The following is an 18,504-nucleotide window of genomic DNA, read 5'->3' on the forward strand; positions in this document are numbered from 1 at the left end:
GAGAAGAATCAGTGATGAAAAAGATGGTGAATCTATGCATGGCAGCGCTCTTATCCTGCAGTATGCTGGCTGGCTGCAGCTCTGGAAAGGATAACAGCGGTACCGGGGAGAAAAAGGATATTACAATTGCCTTTTTGCCGAATGAGGATGAAAATGCAGAACGCAGCAGTGAGGCTTTTCATATGCTGAAGGAAGAGGTACAGGCGGCTTTGGGCGATAACTACAATGTGAAAATCGCAAAGCTGGACAATTACAATGCGGTTATGGAGGCAATGGTATCCGGAACTGCACAGATTGCATGGGAAAGCGGGGCAACGTTTGCGGCTTCCTATATGAAGGATGATAAGATCCAGCCGATACTGTCCTATGGACCAAACGGCGATCCGGAAAAGAGTGGTTATAATGCCTATATTGCGACAAACAAAAAGCATGCGGCTGATTTTCAGGGAATGAGTCGGGATGAAAAGCTGAAATCACTGAAGGGAAAATCCTTCGGATTTGTATCTCCGACCTCTACCTCCGGATGTCTGGTACCAACAACGGCGTTCTGGAAGCTGTTTGGCCCGGATGGTGATAAAACCGTGTCCAAAAAAGAACAGATCAATATTAAGAATGCGGCTGATGGAGGTGTTTTCTCCGAGGTGCAAAACGGAGGAGATCATCAGGGGGCAGTTCAGCTGCTGGTGAATGACAAGGTATATGCCGGTGCTTTCTGCTGTACGTATGGCGACAGCTTTAAGGATCAGCTGGATATACTGGATACGACCTTTGTTCCAAACGGACCGCTCTGGGTAAATACCTCGGCACTGAATAAAGAGGAAATCAGTAAGCTGACGGATCACTTTGTAAACCTGACAGCGGATACCGCAAAAAACAAGGATTTCTTCGATCAGGAAAAGGGCTTCTTCTTTGAGGCAGAAGAGGATCCTGCGACCTTCAAATTCTTCAAAACCGATGTTTCCCGCTATCAGTTTATTCTGGATATGTATAAGGATCAGTAGGCGTACACAAAAGGTATGCTCCTTATGGGGGATATGAAATCAAATTGAAAAAAGGGAATCCAATGCTATTGTATACATCAATCGCGCCGGATTCTCTTTTTCATAAACCGCAGATGTCAATGCTGTTTTACAGATGAAGGGAATGCATACAACAGACAGTATGGGAAAAGGAAACACGATGCCTTTCTTCGTTAAAGGAAGGATTACGAAGGCTTAACAGCCGCTTAACACACAACAGGCAAACCCGGGGTACAATAACCATGTGGTATAAAAAAGAAAAGGTGGTATCGTGAATGAGTGATATATTACGTGTTCAAAATGTTTCAAAGACATATGAAGACAATGCGGTTCAGGCCCTGCGTTATGCCAGCTTTGAAGTGCATGAGGGTGAGCTGATCTCGGTGATCGGACCAAGCGGCTCAGGGAAAAGTACATTGCTGCGCTGTATCAACCGGATGATTGATGTGAGCGAGGGCAGCATTCAGTTTCTCAATTATGAGGTAACGTGTGCAAATAAACGGCAGATCAAGGATATCCGCCGGAATATCGGTATGATTTTTCAGCACTACAATCTGGTCTATCGGTTGAATGTTCTGGAGAATGTACTTCATGGAAGACTTGGCTATTATCCGACATGGAAAAGTACGCTGGGAATGTATTCGCAAAAGGATATCGAGCAGGCCGCAAAGCTCTTGGAAATGCTGGGACTGGGAGATAAGCTGTATGATAAATGCTGTGATCTTTCCGGCGGACAGAAGCAGCGTGTCGGAATTGCGCGGGCTTTGCTTCAGAATCCGAAAATAATGCTTTGCGATGAACCGATTGCTTCTCTGGACCCGCAGTCAAGCAAGGTGATTATGGAGCATTTAAAGGCGATTACCACAAACATGAGGATTCCCTGCATTGTGAATCTGCATCAGGTGGATGTTGCCCTGCATTATTCGGACCGCATTATCGGTATGCATCAGGGAAGCATTGTTTTCAATGGAAAACCGCAGGAGCTGGGAAGTGATGTAATTGAAAAGATTTACGGAGTCCCTATGAATGAGCTGATCAGTAAGGTGGAGGAGGTGAAGGCATGAGCTATTTTACGAAAAAAAGACGGTCCCTGGGCATGTATGCTGCTGTCACCATTGCTCTGCTGGCACTGTGTACCTGGCGTCTGGAAATTGACTGGGGTCTCATTCTTGCGAACTTTCAGGTATCCGTTGTGCGCTTTACAAAAACGTATCTTCCAATGGACTTTTCACAGTTGCGGGAACAGCTGTATCAGCTTTGGATTACCGTTGTGATATCCATTGCCGGAGCGTTTGTCGGCATGCTTCTTGCCTTCTTCTCCTCTCTGGCTATCTCCAGCAAAACCTCCCGTTACCGGGTTCTGAAATATCTGGTCCGCGCTCTTGCGTCATTGACCAGAAATATTCCGGAGGCTGTCTGGGCGGTTCTGCTTCTGCCACTGCTGTGGTACGGTGATTTTCTCGGCTTCCTCGTCTTGTGTATTATCTCCTATGGCTTTTTAACCCGTTCCTTTGCGGATTCCATCGACGAAACAAATGCCAGCTGTATCAAGGCTCTGGAGGCAACCGGTGCCAATTACTGGCAGATTGTCGTTCATGCTGTGATTCCGGAAACCATGCCGTCTCTGATTTCCTGGACACTGTACGCGGCGGAAAACAATATCCGAAGTGCTACGGTCGTCGGAATGCTTGCGGGGGGCGGTATCGGGTATCTGATGAGTATTTATCAGGGAGGACTGTATATCGGCTATACGGGGTATCAGCTGATGGCATCCTGCATTCTGCTGATTATAATCACGGTGATTATCACGGATCAAATATCTGCACAGATTAGAAAGAGGATTATCTAATGGAAACATATACGCTGACCTCTCCTGCCGCCCCGACGCTGAAAAAAAAGAAAAAGGGACGCTATATCCTGCGCAGAAAAGATACCTCGCGCCTGTTGTCACGGAGTGTGGTGCTTGTCTTTGCTTTTGTCTTTCTCTATTTTATCCTGTTCATCTGCCCCTATCAATGGGATCAGGTACGGCCGCAGCTGATTGCCACGTATCTAAGCAGCTTTCTGGATTTCACTGCCGTTACACAGAAAACGGCGATTGAGGTATTCACCAGTCTGATCAATACAATAGCACTTGCCTTTGTCACGACGATTATCGGAGCATGTATCGGATTCCTGCTGGGACTTATGGCAGCCCGGAATCTTTCACATCCATGGGTGTGCAGTATGGTACGCGGTTTTGCAGGGCTGATTCGTGCCGTGCCGACAATTATCTGGGTGCTGATCTTTATTTCCGGCTTCGGGTTAACAGCTACCACAGCCATTGTGGGGATGAGTTTTCACAGTGTCGCCTACTTCATCAAATCGTATTCCGAAGCCTTTGAGGAGGTAGATCCTGGTGCGATGGAGGCGATGAAGGCAAGTGGAGGAAGCTGGTGGCAGATCGTATGGAGTGCTGTCATCCCGGTATCCTTTACAAAGCTTTTATCCTGGATTGCCATGCGCAGTGAAATGAATTTCGCAGCTGCGGTGATCATCGGTCCTGCTGTAGGTGTTCCGGGGACGATTGGCTCCATTTTGAATTCCTATCAACGAAGCGGCGGTTATGGTACCGTGGGGCTGTGTGTACTGGCAATCTTTATGACAGCGCTGCTGTTTGAAATCATCATCACCCTGTATAAACAGAAAAGTATCGTAAACGACTAGAAGCCGATACGTTCTGCAGAAGCATTATCAGGAAAAAAAATAAATCTGTATAGAAAAAAAGAAGCTCTTTCGCTGCAGATTGCGATGCAGCTGAAAGCTTCTGATTTCAGAAAATCATGGCAGCACCACACCGATTGCATGTCGGACAGGCTACCATTCTTTTTGTGTGATTGTACAATGCTCAGAGTCAGTCCTGCACTGCCTGCGGATGCTTTTTGATCCAGCGGCGATGGGAGGTATTTCGCTTGACCTCCAGAAATTTTTCTCCGGGGAAATGCAGTGGATTCTCTTTTGTTTCGGCATAGATTTTCAGAATATCCTCTGCATCCTCACGCAGGTATTCCAAATTCATGGAACCATACAGACGTGCAGGGATTACATACATGGGAAGCTGAATTTCATTTTTTCTTGCCATTTCCTGAGCATGGTGCATGGTATGCGGACAGAGCATCGCAATATCAAATTCCTCCTGATGCTTTACGAGAAACAAGAGTGGCATGAAGGCCACCGATATTTCATCCTCCCACCCCTTGTCCTCAATGGCTTTTTTGATTTGTACAGAAATTACACTGGAAGACATGCCCCCACCGCAACAGATAACCATTCGTAACATAAGCTCCTCCTTTGTGTCGCTATCTAGCGACATTATTGTATCACGATATTTGAAAAAAGGAAAGCGTATTCAGTCAATATATACAAGCCCCTGAATTTATCGTATAATAGGAAAAGACAAAGATGAAGACGGATATTTCTGTAGCAAAGTAAGCGGGCAGTGTAGATATGCAAGTTGATAGGAGTGAATGTATGATCAATCTGGATGAGGTGCTGACATTTACAGAGGCAGCGGACAAATGGGGACTGGCGGATGGAAAAACCATTCGCAAGGCAGTGGAGCGCGGACGGTTTGAGCCGCACGAAATTAAAAAGAGCGGGAATGTCTGGCTGACAACCTATGCGGCCATGCAGCGTGTGTTTGGAAGTCCGAGAACCTCTCCCTCCGTGTTGTATTATACAGAGCTTTACGAGAATACAAGAGAGCGTCTGGAGCGTTTTTTTGAAGAAGCTGGTCTTGCCCTGCAAAGAGGGGATATGATTTCCATCGTGGAAAGCAGGGAGCATCCCGAGCGGATATTCTGTATTTTAAAGACAGAAGAGGAGCTGGAGGGCTTGCAGCGGCGATTGAAGTATTTTATGAAGTCGTAGTGCTGATAGGTGAGAAAGAAAGGAAGGTCTGCAAGTGAGGATTCTTTCTCGATTGTGGATAAACATAAAACAGGGAGATTCAACATGATGGGTTTTATCAATAGAAACTGAATTCTCCCTTTTTCATATACCCTAAAGTAAGAAAGAGACCAAGTGAGCCTTTCTTTTTTTTGAATCAGCTTTGAAAATATCTGGTAATAAAGCAAGGTTTTATCCGAATTTTCGTTTCATAAGTATTCGTACCTGCACGATTGCATAAACAGCAGCATAAAGCAGCATCTGCAATGTGTATATGCCTGTTTCCCTCATGGGCACCTGTGTCCATTTTGCACTTTGGATACTGATATCGGAAACCGGAGGAAATACACAGGCAAATATTTCTGGCAGCTGCATATCCTGCAGCAGTGCGGAAAACGTCATGGCTGCTATGATGAGCATACAGGCAAGGGGCAGCGCCAGCTTCTGGTTGGAAACAATACGCGGGTGCAGCAGCGAAATCATCATCCCACCGCACAGGCCGGCACTGACATGCAGGTCGAAATATCCGAACAGCATATCCGCCCGGATGGGATACAGTGTAAAGGCTGCCCCGTTGATCAGATAAAACAGACAGGGGATAAGGAGGATGAGGAAGCTGAAAAACAAATCGCACAGCAAAAAGAAAAACAGACGGCTGACGTAATACAGCAGTTCATTTCCCCTGCTTTGTAAAATCAATATCTGTTCCTCCAGGGCTTCCTGCTTCTGCAGGGAATGTACGATCCAGCCCATGATGGCGAAGGTCAGCATGATGGTTGCCGCAAAGCTGCTGTAGGGATTGATTCCGTTCTCATTATAAAAGATACCGCAGAAGACAACGGTAACCACCAGCGGCATAACCAGCCTGGTTGAGGTCAGGGTTCTGCGTATATAGTATCGGTTTAATTCAAAGATTGTTTTCATGCCGAAGCTCCTCCAGATGCCAGCCCTGCATCAGATACCGCTGAATGCAGGCATCGCTTTCCTCTCTTGCACACACAAGCTTCTTTTCCTCCTGCTGTCTGCTGAAACGCACATAGACCTGTTCCATGACAGGAAGTGAAGCCATCAAACGCAACACACCATCATGCAGCTCATATACGATATCTGCCACCTCCTTGATCAGGCGCTGCTCATGCACGGCCATTAGGATACATACGTCTTTTTTCTTCAGTGCCTCCATCAGTTCGACGAAGACCCTCTGGGAAGCGATATCCTGTCCGTTAAGTGGTTCATCCATCAACAGAATATCAGGGGTCTGCAGCAGTGCCTGTATCACTGCCACCTTTTGCAGGCTTCCCTTTGAAAGATAGTGCATCGGTGTTTTCAACAGGTCATCCATAAAAAATTTATGCGTATATTCCCGAATGACAGCCAGTGCTGCATCAGCATCCATTCCCTGTATGGCACCCATATGCATCAGAAAATCACGGGCATTCATGCGGGTCGTGAAAAAATGATCCGGTATATACTGCAGAACAGCGTTTTTAAGCTGCAGCTCTCCGCTGTCGATTCGTAAAAAGCCTGCCACAGCATTCAAAAGGGTGCTTTTTCCGCAGCCGTTGTGTCCGCAGATTGCAATGCATTTTCCGGGTATCAGCTGCAGCGAAACGTCCTGCAGAACCACATTGCTTCCAAAGGACTTGCTTATATGTATTATCTCCATCGTATCACTCTTTTCCATATACTGTTATGATAGCACAAAGGATAGGACTTGTCTGAAAAATACAGAAGCAATATAAAAAAGAACAGCAGCTGCTGTCCTGTATAAGCTTATTTCTCACTGATATCCTTCATTTTCTGAAGTCCGAAGATGATGGCACCGCCGATAATGAACCAGAGAATTTCAAAGGTTTCAAGGCTGAGTGGGGCCTGTGGAGTTTCCAGTGTCTGCGGTCCCATGATAATTGCATAGAAAGAGCCGAGCATCATACCGATAATCAGAAAGACCATGATACTGCGGTGCTTATCCAGTGCAAACTTAATCAGCCGTACAACGGTAATCACACCGGTTATGATTCCCAATCCAAAGACAAACAAAATCGGTACATAGGAGAAATCAAATCCCATCAATGCCTTGATTGCAGAGATAATCGGTACATACAGCCCAAAAATCAGCAGCAGAGTGGAACCGCTGATTCCCGGCAGAACCATTGCGGAAATCGCAAACATTGCAGAAATAAAGACATAGACGATCAAACCGATATCCAGCTGAGCCAGATTGACACTGGAGCCGCTGCCTGCGACCGGATTGAAATAGGTGATCAATGCAACGACGGCGATACCGACAAGAAGCGCTATCATGCTTGCTGCATTGAGTCTCATGTTTTTCTTTTCTTCCCGAATCACGATTGGAATCGCGAACAGAATAAATCCCATAAACAGAGAGGATATGGCATAGATCTGTGTATGAAAGATGCTGGCGAGCACAGATACCGCCATCAGGAAGCCGACGATCCAGCCGATTCCCAGCTTCAGCAGAAAGATGACCGCCTCTTTTTTCTGCTGCATATTACCGCTCATCAGTGCATCCAGTGAACCGATGAATTTATCATAAAAGCCGAGCAGAAATGCAATCGTTCCTCCGGAAACTCCGGGAACACTATCTGCCAGCGCCATACAGAAGCCTCGAATAAAGTTTAATACCACTATGAAGTACCTTCCTTTCGTATCAAGGTTTATTATACTGTATATTTTGTAAAAGCCAACCGCTTTTTTATTAAATTTTCCTAAACAAAGGAAGGGAAAATATTTACCTGTGAGGAACCCTGTACGTTTTTTTACATAGTATGTCCAAAAAGGAGGTAGTTTCATGGCGGTAAGAATCTATGTGGATCAGGGGCATAACCCGGGGAATATCAATGCGGGGGCTAGTGGTAACGGGGTTGTGGAATCGGAGGTCACCTATTGGGTGGGAATCTATCTTGCAGGCTTTCTCTATGCAGATCAGCGCTTTGAAGTAAAGGTATCCAGACCATTTCCGGATACAGTGCTTGGCTATGATCAGGCGAGCAGTCTGCGAGCAAGAGTAGATGAGGCGAATGCATGGCCGGCAGATTATTTTGTCAGTATTCATGTCAACTCCAATCCGAATCCTGCAATCAACGGCTCGGAGGTGTATGTATACCGGGAGAATTCCACTGCTTACGATCTGGGCGTCAATGTTTTGGAATCCATTGTCGATCTGGTGGGAACACGCTACAATCAGGTGCGGACCAATCCATCCCTTTATGTTCTGCGGCGTACAAGCATGCCGGCAATTCTGGTGGAGCTGGCGTATCTTTCCAATCTTCAGGATGCCGAAAAGCTGTTGAATGACCAGTATCTGTTTGCTTTTTCCATCTATATCGGAATTCTGAATTATCTGGGTTATTCCTATGATCCCTTTCCCAGACGCTGATGGAAGGAATTGGAAAAAAGAGTGCATTTCTCTTGCATAAAAGTGGAGTTTCTGCTCCCTGTGGAGTGTAAGAGGTTACAAGGTAAATAATGTAAATAAAGTAGGAAAAAGTTTTAAAAAGGTTAGTATTTGGGGAGAATTTAAGGTATAATTATGAATCGTTGAGAAGTGAGTGGTGAATGTATGGATATGAATGAATTACTGAAGGAATATAACGTAGAACTGGATGAAAAAAAGCGGGAGCTGTGTTGTGAGCTGCAGCATCCTCTTCTGATTAATGGAACAACAGGGAGTGGTAAAACATTCCTTTTATTAGCCCGTAATGCGTATCTAATGAAGGTTGAAGAGGTGGAACCGTCAGCTATTTTGAATATTGTGCATGATCCTGCCATTGCAAAGAGAATGGCGAAGGATTACCGCTATCTATACTGTGATGATGAACGCATGCCTTCCTTTGTGGATATGCACAGCTTTGCTTATCGGATTATCCGCTTCCATGATAAAATGATACAGCGGGAATCCTGTAAGGCGTATCGTGATATGGAGAAGGTGGTTCGCCGTCTGATCAAGGATATGTTTGCAATGGAGCTTACCGGTGTACAGCTGCGCCGTTTGATGCGGCAGATCAGCACCTGCCGTACTATGATGATGAGTGAGCGTGAAATTGCTTCTATCAGCTTTGAGGGAATTGATTTTCCGGCTTTTCTAAAGGCTTATGATAAATTTAAGAATGAGCGTAATATTTATGATCAGGATGATATTCTGTGTGAATGCGCCCGTATTTTAATGAGTACACCGGCCGTTTTGCAGACCTTTTCCTCCCGGTATCAGTATGTGCATATCGATGATGCACAGGAGCTCTCCTTTGTTGCCCATGTCATCATCAAGCTGCTGTTTTCATCGGATTGTCAGATGATGATGCTGGCAGATCGTGATCAGTGTCTGGATTTTGATAAGGCGGCGTATCCGCAGGCACTGGACAGCTTTTCGGAAGCATATGTGCAGGCGCGCATTGAACAGCTGGAGGGAAACTGGCGCAATAATCAGACCATCAACGCTCTGGCAAATGAGTTTTATTATAAGAATGAGGCAGCTATGAGCTGCAGCAGTGAGGAAACCTGCGAGGTGAAATTCAAGGGCTTTGCACAGCTGGAGCGGATGTATGAGTATGCGATGCGCATGGTGGTAGAGGATGAAAGTGATATTGCCTTCCTGTATCGTGACGGCGCAATGGCGATGCCTCTTGTGGAGCTGTTCATGCAGCATCAGGTGCCGTTTCACCTGCATGGAAGCGTAAAAAAGTTTTTGCAGGAGCCGGTTGTCAAGGATCTATGTAATATCATTGAGCTTCTGATCGATCCAAAGGATATGCGTGCCTTTTATGAGGTATATGAGAAGCTTGGCTTTGATATTTCAAAAAAGGTGTTGCTGGAGGTTGCGCAGCGTCTGCGGGATGATGAGCATGTGGATGTCTACCAGGCGATGATGGAAAGCAGCTATCGAGCTGCCGGAAAGAAAAAGCTGGCGGCTTCCATGGAGAATATTCGAACTGCCTCCACATTGGAAACACACACGATGATTACCTTTATTCTGGACAAGCTGGGGTATCGGGCACGTCTGCTGAAGGCGAATATCCTGATGAATGATTCCAATCTGCTGGCCCTGCGCGTGATTGCTGCTCGCTACAGTGATCCGGCACAGTTCCTGAATCGTCTGCGGGAAATGGGGGAATTCCTGTGTGAGCCAATCAGCCGTATCCAGATTCGCAGTGTAGCTTCTGCCAGAGGTATGGAATTCAGTCGTGTGGCACTGCTGGATTGTCTGGGATCGACTTTTCCAAAAGCCGGTCTGCAGGAGGAAGAGCTTCAACTGGAACGCCGTTTGTTTTTTACTGGGATCACCAGAGCCAAGCATCAGCTGGAGTTTTTTACAAGCAAGCGCTGTGATGTAACACGTCTGGAAATATCTCCATTCATATATGAGCTGCATGCGCCAAAGGAAGAAGAAGCAAAGGTGGCAGGGGAGCGACCTGTAGCACAGCCGAAAAAGCTGCGAGAGGGTGGCTTGCGTCGCGGTATGCGGATTACACATGCCACGCTTGGAGAAGGCCGCATTATGAAAATCAGCGAAGGCATGATGCAGGTACAATTTCAAACAGAAAGCAAAACACTGAATATTCACCACTGTATCATGAATGAGCTGATTGATCTGGTATAGAAGAAGTGCTGCTTAGCAGCTATGTTGGAAGCTAAAATAGGGAAGTCCTGCAAATGTCGTTGACAGTAACGCGGGTCTTCCCTTTTCTGTACTTTTTACTCCAGATATTCAGAATAAGAATGTATATGCATGTGAGGGTCCTGCTGTTTTGAACAAAGGATTCTGCATACTGTAAAGGAATGGCTGTTTAAGCTTATAAGTAGGCGGTAACATGACCTTTTTTCAGCCTCTGCAGAAGAAAGATATACACTTTCAATGTGATATTTGTTCATGATTTGAGGCATTATAAAACATTCATTTCTTACAGGCAATCATCGATTGTGAAGATGCAGAGAGCTGTTTAGTTATCGTATCCAATAGGAATATGGAAACTATTGTCAGGAAAGAACAGCCCTTTTTAGGTCAACAGGGTGTTGTATGCAAGAGGAAGCTGACAAAAAAGGGTTGTCAGTTATTACTGAAAGTAAAAAAAACCCCATTATTCATGGGGTTACCTGTTATCATGGCGCCTTAAACAGGACTTGAACCTGTGACCTGCCGGTTAACAGCCGGATGCTCTACCAACTGAGCTATTAAGGCATTTCTTAAATGCTTAATTATAATACCATAGGTGTTTTGTTTTTGCAAGCTATAAAATCAATTTTCATGCAATTAAAGTCATAAAAAAGGATGGAAACCGAAAATAATATTTCGGTTTCCAGTAACAGAAAGTCCTAACCCTTCAAGCCTCTGGACTGACGATCCATGTCCTCAATTACAATATCATAGATTTCTCCAAGGGTAGCGCAATATTTTAGCACATCCCAAGGTGCATTTGTATGAAAATGGATTTTGATGAGCTCAGCATCTCCAACAGCAAGCAGGCAATCTCCCTGAAAATTCTCCATGAAATAATCGTGTATGGAATCCTCACATAAATCATTTCCTTCAATCAGCAGCTGAGTGTCATAACGGTATTCCAGCATATGCAAATCTCCTTTCCTAAGCATGATTATATCATATCATAATGAGATGCAAAGCTGTGTAGTTTTTATTTTGAATGCAACAGGTGCTTCAAAATTCTTGGTATTTATGTTTAAAATATAATATTTAACGATAAACGATAAAAATCTATTGTAAAATATAAAAAGTATGCTAGAATGTAATTAGATGGAGGTGTTCCTATGAAACTGAAACAACCTGTAAACTGGAAGCATACGACGTTTCTCTGGATACTTAGATTCATGCTGAGTGGTGTGGCTGTATCCATTGTTTTTCAATGCCTGAAGATAATTGAACTCTTTCAAATGCCGGAGCAAAGTCTGCAGTTTATTCCATGGGAGGTCAACAATGTTGTGACGCTGGCTCGTCTATTGGCAGAAAGCGGACTCTTTTCCAGCAGATTTTATGCCGTTTTTGACTCCCTGCTTGCAATTACAAATGCCAGCATATATGCTCTTTTGCTTCTGTGGGGCATACAGGCAGTAAAGGAAGCCGCAAAGACAACACCGTTTTTAACAGATATATTGAAAAAATTAAAGATCAGTATACTGCTGCTGGCAGGCTTTCGTTTCCTTTTAGTCTTCCTGGAATTTCTTCTGGCTCTGATATACCAGCCGCCAATTGATTGGTCTAGCCTATTTTTCGATGTTGTTCGTAATCTTTTTGAAAGCCTGATCATGCTGGGAGCATTATGGTGTCTGATACATGTCTGGATGTATGGGGCAGCTTTGCAGCATGAGCTTGATGAAACAATATAAGGGGACAGGACTATGAGAAAAAATAAGAATAGACTTATGAAGGTATTGCTGTACTGTCTCGTCGTATGCGGAATCATCATAATCAGCTTAAGACTATATACAATTTATACCATCTGCATATCTCCGGAATCCTGCTTCGAGCCAAACCTGCCGCGGGAGCAAATTATTCAGGTTACCGGGAAAAGCTTGAGCAATGTGCTCATGAGCGTAGGGCTTATTTCAGATAAAGCGGCAGCTCTGATGGAAGTTGCTGTCGGTTTACTAGCTGAGCTTATACAAATTGTTATTTTAATTCTTGCCGTATACATCTTTCAGAGAAACTCTATTCATCGACCTTTTCAGGTGAATATGATAAACTGGTTACAGGGCTTCGCTATTCTCCATTGTATTCTTCCTATTGTACAGGGACTGTTTATCATCTGCGTTCTGGGTTTGAATCAGGTTAATTTATATCCAAGGCTTATACTGTTTCAAATTTTCGATATCGGTGTACAGGTGTTACCGGGTTTAGCGATTATTGGTATTGCAAAGGTGTTCCGGTATGGATATAGCTTACAAAATGAAGTGGATCAGATTCTCTAGGAGGTGAATTATGGCTATCATATTAAGACTCGATCGTGTCATGGCAGATCGTAAGATATCGCTGAATGAGCTGGCAGATCAGGTAGGCATCTCCAATGTTAATCTTTCAAATTTAAAGCGCGGAAAGGTAAAAGCCATACGGTTTTCAACCCTCGATAAAATATGTGAGGTACTGGATTGCCAGCCAAGTGATATTCTGGAATATCAGCGAACAGAAGAGCAATAAATACAGATATGAAAAAGGAAATCCATCATGTCACCTTCTCAGCATCTGCGAATGTATGTGAATCGCAGATACTGTACCTGATAATGTGGACTTCCTTTTTTATTATTTCGTAGGCAGTTTGTGCATATGCCTGCTTTTATCGTGAGCAAGCAACAACAGCACCATGCTCACCTCGAACAGTGTCATGAGGATATAAGGAAATTCATTTCCTGCATTATCCGCAGGATTGATGGCAAACAGGTGGATGCAGAGATTCCATGAGAAATGATATGTCATCGAGGATAAAAGATTTCCCTCACTCCACTGAAGCAGATACTCATATACAAAGCTTTCTGCGATACAGCCGATGAAGAAGGAAAGCAGAGGGACCTCTATGCCATTTTGATAGAAATAATGATAATGCCAGAGAAACCAGATGATACCGATACTGACAGGGACATGCCATTCCTTTTCCATACGTTCTCTCAAATAAGATCGTAAGTATCCACGCCATCCGATTTCCTCTGCAAAAAATGCCCATACAATGACAATAAACTGCAGATCATAATTCAGAAAATGTCCAGATGAAGAAGAACCTGCGAACAGCCTTGCGAGCAGCATGGGGGCAAGGGAAAACACGCAGGGGAATAGGAGTGCGGTGCCAGATTTCCAGCCTTTGAAATTCTTCTTAAAAAAACTCAGGAGCTGTCTGTTCTTCGATAGAACGAGAAGAGCGGCGATACTGGGAGAGGCTGCTTCCAGTCCGTAAAACAGAAGCTGTAATACAGGAAGCCCGGTATATCGCTGACACAATACAAAAAAGAAGGGCATGAGAAAAGTCAGTAAGAGAAACATGCATATGTCGTTTGTTTTCGTCTTCATCAGCACTCAGCCCTTCATGTTCGAATATCAGTAACTATTTTTAAACAATCTGGAAAATATAAAACTTCAGATACGAGGTTTCTTCCATTGTCCATAGGATAGGATGGTCATGATTCTGCTGTGTAACGGATACCTGCTTCAGGGTGACTCCTGCTTCCTGTGCAGATTCACGCAGCATCTTTTCAAAATTTTCTATTTCCATAAAACGGGAACAGCTGCAGGTGATGAGATAGCCGCCTCTTCCCAACAGCATCATAGCCTGTTTGTTAATGCGTTTATAGCCGCTGTAAGCATGGTCAATCGTTCTTCTGGATTTTGTGAAGGCAGGGGGATCCAGCACAATAATGTCGAACTGTCCCTCTTTACAGGTATCCAGGTATTTGAACACATCCGCTTTCACAAAAGAAATCCTGTTTTCAAGATGATTCAGCTTTGCATTGGCATATGCCTGATCCAATGCAGTCTGCGATACATCGACAGCGACAACCTGACTGGCATTTCCATACGCCGCATTTAATGCAAAGCCGCCGGTATGCGAAAAGCAATCCATGACACGTTTTCCATGTGCCATTTCACGAAGCAGAACACGGTTGGCTTTCTGATCCAGAAAATATCCGGTCTTCTGTCCGTTTTCAACATCCACATGAAGCTTTAATCCGTTTTCATCAATGATGGTTGTGGTTGGCAGCTTCATCTGCTTCCAGTATCCCTTTTCCAGAGGCAGACCTTCCTTGGCACGCACCCTGATATCATTGCGTTCGTAAATTCCTTTTACATCCTGTCCGTCTTCTCTTAATACTTCCAGCAGCACCTCATACAGCATATCCTTTCGCTGTTCCAGTCCATAGGAGCTGATCTGTGATACCAGAATATCATTATAGCGATCCACTGTAAGACCGGGAAGCTGATCGGCTTCTCCGAAAATCAGGCGGCAGTTGGTTATATTCTTACTTTCCAGCGTTTTGCGAAACGCATACGCAAATTGGATTCTTTCTTTGAAAAATGCTCTGTCAAATGTATCTGCTGTATCCTTTGACAGTATTCTTACAGTGATATGACTGTTTCTGGACAGAAAGCCGGTTCCAAGATAGCGATCCTTGGTTGTTACGATGTCAACAAGTGCACCGTTTTCTATTTCCTCAGAAAGCTTAACAACATTATTCTTATACATCCACATCTGTCCGTTGTCCAGCCACTTTTCTCCTTCTTCGCTTATTGTAATCTTTGGATAATTTCTATTCATATAAATACCTCACTATTTCAATTCCCCTGTATTATATCATATATTCCGTTTCTGCTGTATGCTAAGCCGGCAGGTATTACCGTGTATGGTCATTTCTCTGTTTAAAAAGCCAGAGAGACATTAGAGGTTTCCGTATCATAAGATAACAGCATCCTCTTGCATGCTTTATTTGAAGGGAAAAGGATATAATCCTTGCAATTGAAAGGTAAAAACATTTAATCATGCTCGTTATGGATAAAACCATTTTTTATATAACGATCCTTGTTCTGCTTTTTGCAATACACAAAATAACTGCTTACAATGAAAAATATCTGTGCAAGGGTCATTGTAATACCGGTTCTTAAAATGTTGGATGGATGAAACATACTGCATAGTACAATACCGGTCACAAGCAGCCCCACGTATGCAACATAATCCTTTAAGACAATCTTTCTTTTCATGAGCAAATAGTAGAAAAGACATATGATAAATAAATCCATCAGACCGAATGAAGCTTTTACATCATACAGCAGCATATATATTTGTGAACATATTAAAATCACAGCGCATATAAATTTTTGATAGACATTTTTCATGCACAACTCCCTCGCTTTTCACTCATTCATATCGTATTCAGGTAATTATAAGGATACTTCTTTGTGTATCTTTATTATAGCATAGCTATGATAAGGTATAGAAGGCAAATAAGCTTCACTTTTATTATTTGATTGAGATAGATAATTCATGACAGCTTAAAGGTATTATTAACGCTTAGAAAAATATGCAAATTTATGCGTGATATAGGGTACATTGATGACGCGTGCGGGAATCAAAGCTACATGCATCACCGACTAATAAACTCTGCCCTAATTGATGCTTAACGTACTAAGACACCATTGGTTTGTCCCTATTGACATAAGTAATGTACCTTTCTTCAGGTATGCTTAAATATCTTAAATAAACTCTAACAAGCGATATAAATCAGTATACCTCATCATATTTATTTTCAACACAAGAGATAACTCTTATATTGTGAGCTATATTTGACTATGAACGAGCTTCACAACCTTGTGATTTATGATAATACCATTGAATCTAAAGAAAAATGATGATTTACATATGAACAGGTTATAAAAATAATAGCTGATAATGCAAAACTCAATGATAAGCAACAGCTAAGTGAACCAGATGATTACAATAGCATTTTAATAAAATAAAAATGACCTTTGTTTGCGAGGTCATTTTTCTGGTCTAAAGGTTACTATATCCTGTATATCACAATCGAGTATCTTACAAAGGTCATGTAATGTATTTATTGTCACACTGTTTCCTTTACGAAATGCATCTAATGTTCCAGTGCTTACATGATACTTATTTATTAAGGTAAGGTGTATTGCGATATATGCTTTTCTTTAAGTGTATTCCACAGTGGCTCATAACTTATCATGTAATCACCTCATTCCAATATAGATTATAATGCAGATCATCATATCAAATATTGCCGAAAATTAGGCTATATAGTAAATGAATTATAATAATTCATTTACAAGGAGGTAGGACATATCATGAACAGAGAAAGCTTGCATATTGACGCTGTCAATAGAGATGCTTAAATCAAGTTTTATAACGCTTTATCGAACGAAAGAAAGGATAAATTTATGGGCTTGGTAGAAACACTTTCAGGACTTCTGACAAAAATAAAGATACTGAAATTTCAAAACCATCGTCAAAAACTCGTCAATCGTGTTATAAGCAGTAAAAAAGCCCTTGTTTAGGGCTTTATCTGTCTATTGGTGACGCGTACGGGATTCGAACCCGTGAATGCTTGCGTGAAAGGCAAGTGAGTTAACCGTTTCTCCAACGCGCCATCATTTAATCGCGAATGCCAGTTAATAATACCACAAGAAGAATTAGTACGCAAGTCTTTTTTTTGAAAAAAACAAAAAAATGAATGCTTACATAAAAAGCAGAATATCGCAGAAACTAATCTGGTAAGGAATAAGAATTATAAAGAAATAAAGCTTTTCAATATATCGAAATAGCGCGTATAATATATGCGGTTAGATAAATGAGGTAGGAAGATGAAAAAGATATTATTTTTAACAACCGGTGGAACCATCGCATCCAGCTCCAGTGAAGAAGGTCTGGTGCCATCCCTGACAAGCGAGGAAATTTTGCATTATCTCGGTGAGCATCATGGTGATATTGAAATAACCTGTGAGGATTTGCTGCGGCTGGACTCCAGTAACATGCAGCCGGAGGAATGGCAGCTGATTGCAAGGCGTATTGCAGAGGCGAAAAGCGGATATGACGGTATTGTTCTGAGTCATGGTACAGATACGATGGCCTATACAGCCGGGGCGCTTTCCTTCATGCTGCGCAATCTGGACATACCCCTGATCATAACAGGAAGTCAGCTGCCGCTGCTTCATCCGCTGAGTGACGGTGTGGAAAATATTCGTGTGGCATTTACCGCTGTATGTGAGGATATGCAAGGTGTTTATGTATGCTTTAACAGAAAAATTATGCTGGCAACACGTGTTGTTAAGGTTCGAACGATGAATTTCGACGCCTTTGAGAGTGTAAACATAGAGCCGTGCGGACTGGTGGATGCCAGAGGTCTGCGTATAAACAGGCAGCTGCTGATTCATCCAACGAATGCGTTTGCTTTAGAGGATGATCTGTGTAAGGAGGTCGTGCTGATTAAGCTGATACCGGGCATGAACCCGCTGCTGTTCGACAAGCTGGCGGAAATGGATATCCGCGGTATCGTCATCGAAGCCTTTGGTGCCGGTGGAATCAATTTTGTGCGTCGTGATTTGATCAGCAAGCTGGAAGAAATCGTCGCCCGCGGAATCAGTGTAGTCGTATGCAGTCAGTGTCTTTACGAATACAGTGACTTCTCTATCTATCAGACTGGTCAGAAGGTATTGCAGCACGGCGTGATTCAGGGCTATGATATGACAAGCGAGGCCTGTGTTACCAAGCTGATGTGGGCATTGGGAAAAAGTACGGATACAAAGGAAGTAAAGCGGATATTTGAAACCAATTATGTCAATGAGATAACATTGCCATAGGCCTGTGTGCTGTTTTGCTTAAGGATTCATGTTAAACAGAAGCTGTTATCAATCGATGACCCGTAGCTGGTTGAAGGCTTCTGTTTTTTATGTCTGGCAAACAACATGAAAGCAGAGACCGGCCTTTTATATTGCTTCTTTCTGTTTGATAAAAGGATGGCTGTCGCAGGGGAGTATGAGCTGAATTTCCCTTATTTTATCGGTTTTCAGCTATAGTAAGCTAAAATATAAGGA

The 18,504-nt window shown here is 43.3% G+C and carries 19 protein-coding genes and 2 tRNA genes; 11 read left to right on the plus strand and 10 right to left on the minus strand.

Annotated features, from left to right (window positions below; translation table 11 throughout):
* Window positions 1-14: 14 nt before the first annotated feature.
* From ACESPQ_RS05990 to ACESPQ_RS06005, 4 genes are all read left to right on the plus strand, one after another.
* On the plus strand, window positions 15-1,001 hold the full coding sequence (locus ACESPQ_RS05990) for a phosphate/phosphite/phosphonate ABC transporter substrate-binding protein (RefSeq protein WP_002608296.1): 987 nt from the start codon (window positions 15-17) through the stop codon (window positions 999-1,001).
* Window positions 1,002-1,294: 293 nt separating this feature from the next.
* A complete protein-coding gene (phnC, locus tag ACESPQ_RS05995) occupies window positions 1,295-2,083 on the plus strand; it encodes a phosphonate ABC transporter ATP-binding protein (protein ID WP_002608297.1) in 789 nt (262 codons plus the stop codon).
* Entirely contained in the window at window positions 2,080-2,868 is a 789-nt protein-coding gene (locus tag ACESPQ_RS06000; RefSeq protein WP_002608298.1) for a PhnE/PtxC family ABC transporter permease, read from the plus strand. Before phnC ends, ACESPQ_RS06000 begins: the two co-directional genes overlap by 4 nt.
* Window positions 2,868-3,725 carry a PhnE/PtxC family ABC transporter permease gene (locus ACESPQ_RS06005; protein ID WP_109770396.1) on the plus strand — a complete coding sequence of 286 codons (858 nt, stop codon included), beginning with the start codon at window positions 2,868-2,870 and terminating at the stop codon, window positions 3,723-3,725. Before ACESPQ_RS06000 ends, ACESPQ_RS06005 begins: the two co-directional genes overlap by 1 nt.
* Window positions 3,726-3,912: 187 nt before the next feature.
* On the opposite strand, the gene ACESPQ_RS06010 is transcribed toward ACESPQ_RS06005, so the two are convergent.
* Window positions 3,913-4,338 carry a hypothetical protein gene (locus tag ACESPQ_RS06010; RefSeq protein WP_002608300.1) on the minus strand — a complete coding sequence of 142 codons (426 nt, stop codon included), beginning with the start codon at window positions 4,336-4,338 and terminating at the stop codon, window positions 3,913-3,915.
* A 191-nt stretch (window positions 4,339-4,529) separates the two neighbouring features.
* Between ACESPQ_RS06010 and ACESPQ_RS06015 the strand changes: the two genes are divergently transcribed.
* Window positions 4,530-4,928 carry a helix-turn-helix domain-containing protein gene (locus tag ACESPQ_RS06015; RefSeq protein WP_002608301.1) on the plus strand — a complete coding sequence of 133 codons (399 nt, stop codon included), beginning with the start codon at window positions 4,530-4,532 and terminating at the stop codon, window positions 4,926-4,928.
* A gap of 210 nt (window positions 4,929-5,138) precedes the next feature.
* Here the strand turns inward: ACESPQ_RS06015 and ACESPQ_RS06020 are convergent, their stop codons facing one another.
* The 3 genes from ACESPQ_RS06020 to ACESPQ_RS06030 all read right to left on the minus strand — a co-directional run bounded on the left by ACESPQ_RS06020 (window position 5,139) and on the right by ACESPQ_RS06030 (window position 7,598).
* Window positions 5,139-5,870, minus strand: a complete 732-nt coding sequence (locus ACESPQ_RS06020; RefSeq protein WP_109770394.1) for a hypothetical protein — start codon at window positions 5,868-5,870, stop codon at window positions 5,139-5,141.
* The gene (locus ACESPQ_RS06025; protein WP_002608303.1) at window positions 5,854-6,612 is read right to left on the minus strand and encodes an ABC transporter ATP-binding protein; all 759 of its coding nucleotides are present in this window, start codon (window positions 6,610-6,612) and stop codon (window positions 5,854-5,856) included. Before ACESPQ_RS06025 ends, ACESPQ_RS06020 begins: the two co-directional genes overlap by 17 nt.
* Window positions 6,613-6,719: 107 nt before the next feature.
* A complete protein-coding gene (locus tag ACESPQ_RS06030; RefSeq protein ID WP_318250643.1) occupies window positions 6,720-7,598 on the minus strand; it encodes a DUF368 domain-containing protein in 879 nt (292 codons plus the stop codon).
* A gap of 160 nt (window positions 7,599-7,758) precedes the next feature.
* Here ACESPQ_RS06030 and ACESPQ_RS06035 point away from each other — a divergent pair, with 160 nt between their 5' ends.
* Both ACESPQ_RS06035 and ACESPQ_RS06040 read left to right on the plus strand, forming a co-directional pair.
* Window positions 7,759-8,346, plus strand: a complete 588-nt coding sequence (locus ACESPQ_RS06035; protein WP_002608305.1) for an N-acetylmuramoyl-L-alanine amidase family protein — start codon at window positions 7,759-7,761, stop codon at window positions 8,344-8,346.
* A gap of 183 nt (window positions 8,347-8,529) precedes the next feature.
* Window positions 8,530-10,563 (plus strand): UvrD-helicase domain-containing protein, encoded by a 2,034-nt coding sequence (locus tag ACESPQ_RS06040; RefSeq protein WP_373144074.1) that lies wholly within the window; start codon window positions 8,530-8,532, stop codon window positions 10,561-10,563.
* A gap of 503 nt (window positions 10,564-11,066) precedes the next feature.
* On the opposite strand, the gene ACESPQ_RS06045 is transcribed toward ACESPQ_RS06040, so the two are convergent.
* Window positions 11,067-11,142, minus strand: a tRNA-Asn gene (locus tag ACESPQ_RS06045).
* 134 nt (window positions 11,143-11,276) lie between these two features.
* Window positions 11,277-11,528: a hypothetical protein gene (locus tag ACESPQ_RS06050; RefSeq protein ID WP_008819117.1), complete on the minus strand. Its 252-nt coding sequence runs from the start codon at window positions 11,526-11,528 to the stop codon at window positions 11,277-11,279.
* Window positions 11,529-11,726: 198 nt separating this feature from the next.
* On the opposite strand from ACESPQ_RS06050, the gene ACESPQ_RS06055 reads away from it, so the two are divergent.
* From ACESPQ_RS06055 to ACESPQ_RS06065, 3 genes are read left to right on the plus strand one after another with little or no spacing between them, the layout of a single operon-like run.
* Entirely contained in the window at window positions 11,727-12,302 is a 576-nt protein-coding gene (locus tag ACESPQ_RS06055; protein ID WP_373144075.1) for a hypothetical protein, read from the plus strand.
* Between the two features lie 12 nt (window positions 12,303-12,314).
* Window positions 12,315-12,884: a hypothetical protein gene (locus tag ACESPQ_RS06060; RefSeq protein ID WP_373144076.1), complete on the plus strand. Its 570-nt coding sequence runs from the start codon at window positions 12,315-12,317 to the stop codon at window positions 12,882-12,884.
* A gap of 10 nt (window positions 12,885-12,894) precedes the next feature.
* Complete coding sequence (locus tag ACESPQ_RS06065; RefSeq protein ID WP_009269461.1) at window positions 12,895-13,110, plus strand: helix-turn-helix domain-containing protein; 216 nt, start codon at window positions 12,895-12,897, stop codon at window positions 13,108-13,110.
* A gap of 102 nt (window positions 13,111-13,212) precedes the next feature.
* On the opposite strand, the gene ACESPQ_RS06070 is transcribed toward ACESPQ_RS06065, so the two are convergent.
* From ACESPQ_RS06070 to ACESPQ_RS06085, 4 genes are all read right to left on the minus strand, one after another.
* A complete protein-coding gene (locus ACESPQ_RS06070; protein ID WP_002608311.1) occupies window positions 13,213-13,971 on the minus strand; it encodes a CPBP family intramembrane glutamic endopeptidase in 759 nt (252 codons plus the stop codon).
* 40 nt (window positions 13,972-14,011) lie between these two features.
* Entirely contained in the window at window positions 14,012-15,214 is a 1,203-nt protein-coding gene (locus ACESPQ_RS06075) for a class I SAM-dependent rRNA methyltransferase (protein WP_118002064.1), read from the minus strand.
* Window positions 15,215-16,431: 1,217 nt separating this feature from the next.
* Window positions 16,432-16,593, minus strand: coding sequence for a helix-turn-helix domain-containing protein (locus ACESPQ_RS06080; RefSeq protein WP_373144121.1), 162 nt, complete (start codon window positions 16,591-16,593; stop codon window positions 16,432-16,434).
* 391 nt (window positions 16,594-16,984) lie between these two features.
* Window positions 16,985-17,060, minus strand: a tRNA-Glu gene (locus ACESPQ_RS06085).
* Window positions 17,061-17,274: 214 nt separating this feature from the next.
* Between ACESPQ_RS06085 and ACESPQ_RS06090 the strand changes: the two genes are divergently transcribed.
* Window positions 17,275-18,270: an asparaginase gene (locus ACESPQ_RS06090; protein ID WP_109770389.1), complete on the plus strand. Its 996-nt coding sequence runs from the start codon at window positions 17,275-17,277 to the stop codon at window positions 18,268-18,270.
* The last annotated feature ends 234 nt before the right edge of the window (window positions 18,271-18,504 follow it).

It is taken from the genome of Clostridium sp. HGF2 (assembly GCF_964240115.1).
In the GTDB taxonomy this organism is placed as follows: Bacteria; Bacillota_I; Bacilli_A; order Erysipelotrichales; family Erysipelotrichaceae; genus Clostridium_AQ; species Clostridium_AQ innocuum.

Coding starts and splice junctions, on each gene's coding strand:
- ACESPQ_RS06015 (WP_002608301.1), top strand. CDS start 4,530: ATGATCAATCTGGATGAGGTGCTGACATTTACAGAGGCAGCGGACAAA.
- ACESPQ_RS06025 (WP_002608303.1), bottom strand. CDS start 6,612: ATGGAGATAATACATATAAGCAAGTCCTTTGGAAGCAATGTGGTTCTG.
- ACESPQ_RS06035 (WP_002608305.1), top strand. CDS start 7,759: ATGGCGGTAAGAATCTATGTGGATCAGGGGCATAACCCGGGGAATATC.
- ACESPQ_RS06090 (WP_109770389.1), top strand. CDS start 17,275: ATGAAAAAGATATTATTTTTAACAACCGGTGGAACCATCGCATCCAGC.
- ACESPQ_RS06065 (WP_009269461.1), top strand. CDS start 12,895: ATGGCTATCATATTAAGACTCGATCGTGTCATGGCAGATCGTAAGATA.
- ACESPQ_RS06060 (WP_373144076.1), top strand. CDS start 12,315: ATGAGAAAAAATAAGAATAGACTTATGAAGGTATTGCTGTACTGTCTC.
- ACESPQ_RS06000 (WP_002608298.1), top strand. CDS start 2,080: ATGAGCTATTTTACGAAAAAAAGACGGTCCCTGGGCATGTATGCTGCT.
- phnC (WP_002608297.1), top strand. CDS start 1,295: ATGAGTGATATATTACGTGTTCAAAATGTTTCAAAGACATATGAAGAC.
- ACESPQ_RS06075 (WP_118002064.1), bottom strand. CDS start 15,214: ATGAATAGAAATTATCCAAAGATTACAATAAGCGAAGAAGGAGAAAAG.
- ACESPQ_RS06005 (WP_109770396.1), top strand. CDS start 2,868: ATGGAAACATATACGCTGACCTCTCCTGCCGCCCCGACGCTGAAAAAA.
- ACESPQ_RS06040 (WP_373144074.1), top strand. CDS start 8,530: ATGGATATGAATGAATTACTGAAGGAATATAACGTAGAACTGGATGAA.
- ACESPQ_RS06050 (WP_008819117.1), bottom strand. CDS start 11,528: ATGCTGGAATACCGTTATGACACTCAGCTGCTGATTGAAGGAAATGAT.
- ACESPQ_RS06020 (WP_109770394.1), bottom strand. CDS start 5,870: ATGAAAACAATCTTTGAATTAAACCGATACTATATACGCAGAACCCTG.
- ACESPQ_RS06055 (WP_373144075.1), top strand. CDS start 11,727: ATGAAACTGAAACAACCTGTAAACTGGAAGCATACGACGTTTCTCTGG.
- ACESPQ_RS05990 (WP_002608296.1), top strand. CDS start 15: ATGAAAAAGATGGTGAATCTATGCATGGCAGCGCTCTTATCCTGCAGT.
- ACESPQ_RS06070 (WP_002608311.1), bottom strand. CDS start 13,971: ATGAAGACGAAAACAAACGACATATGCATGTTTCTCTTACTGACTTTT.
- ACESPQ_RS06010 (WP_002608300.1), bottom strand. CDS start 4,338: ATGTTACGAATGGTTATCTGTTGCGGTGGGGGCATGTCTTCCAGTGTA.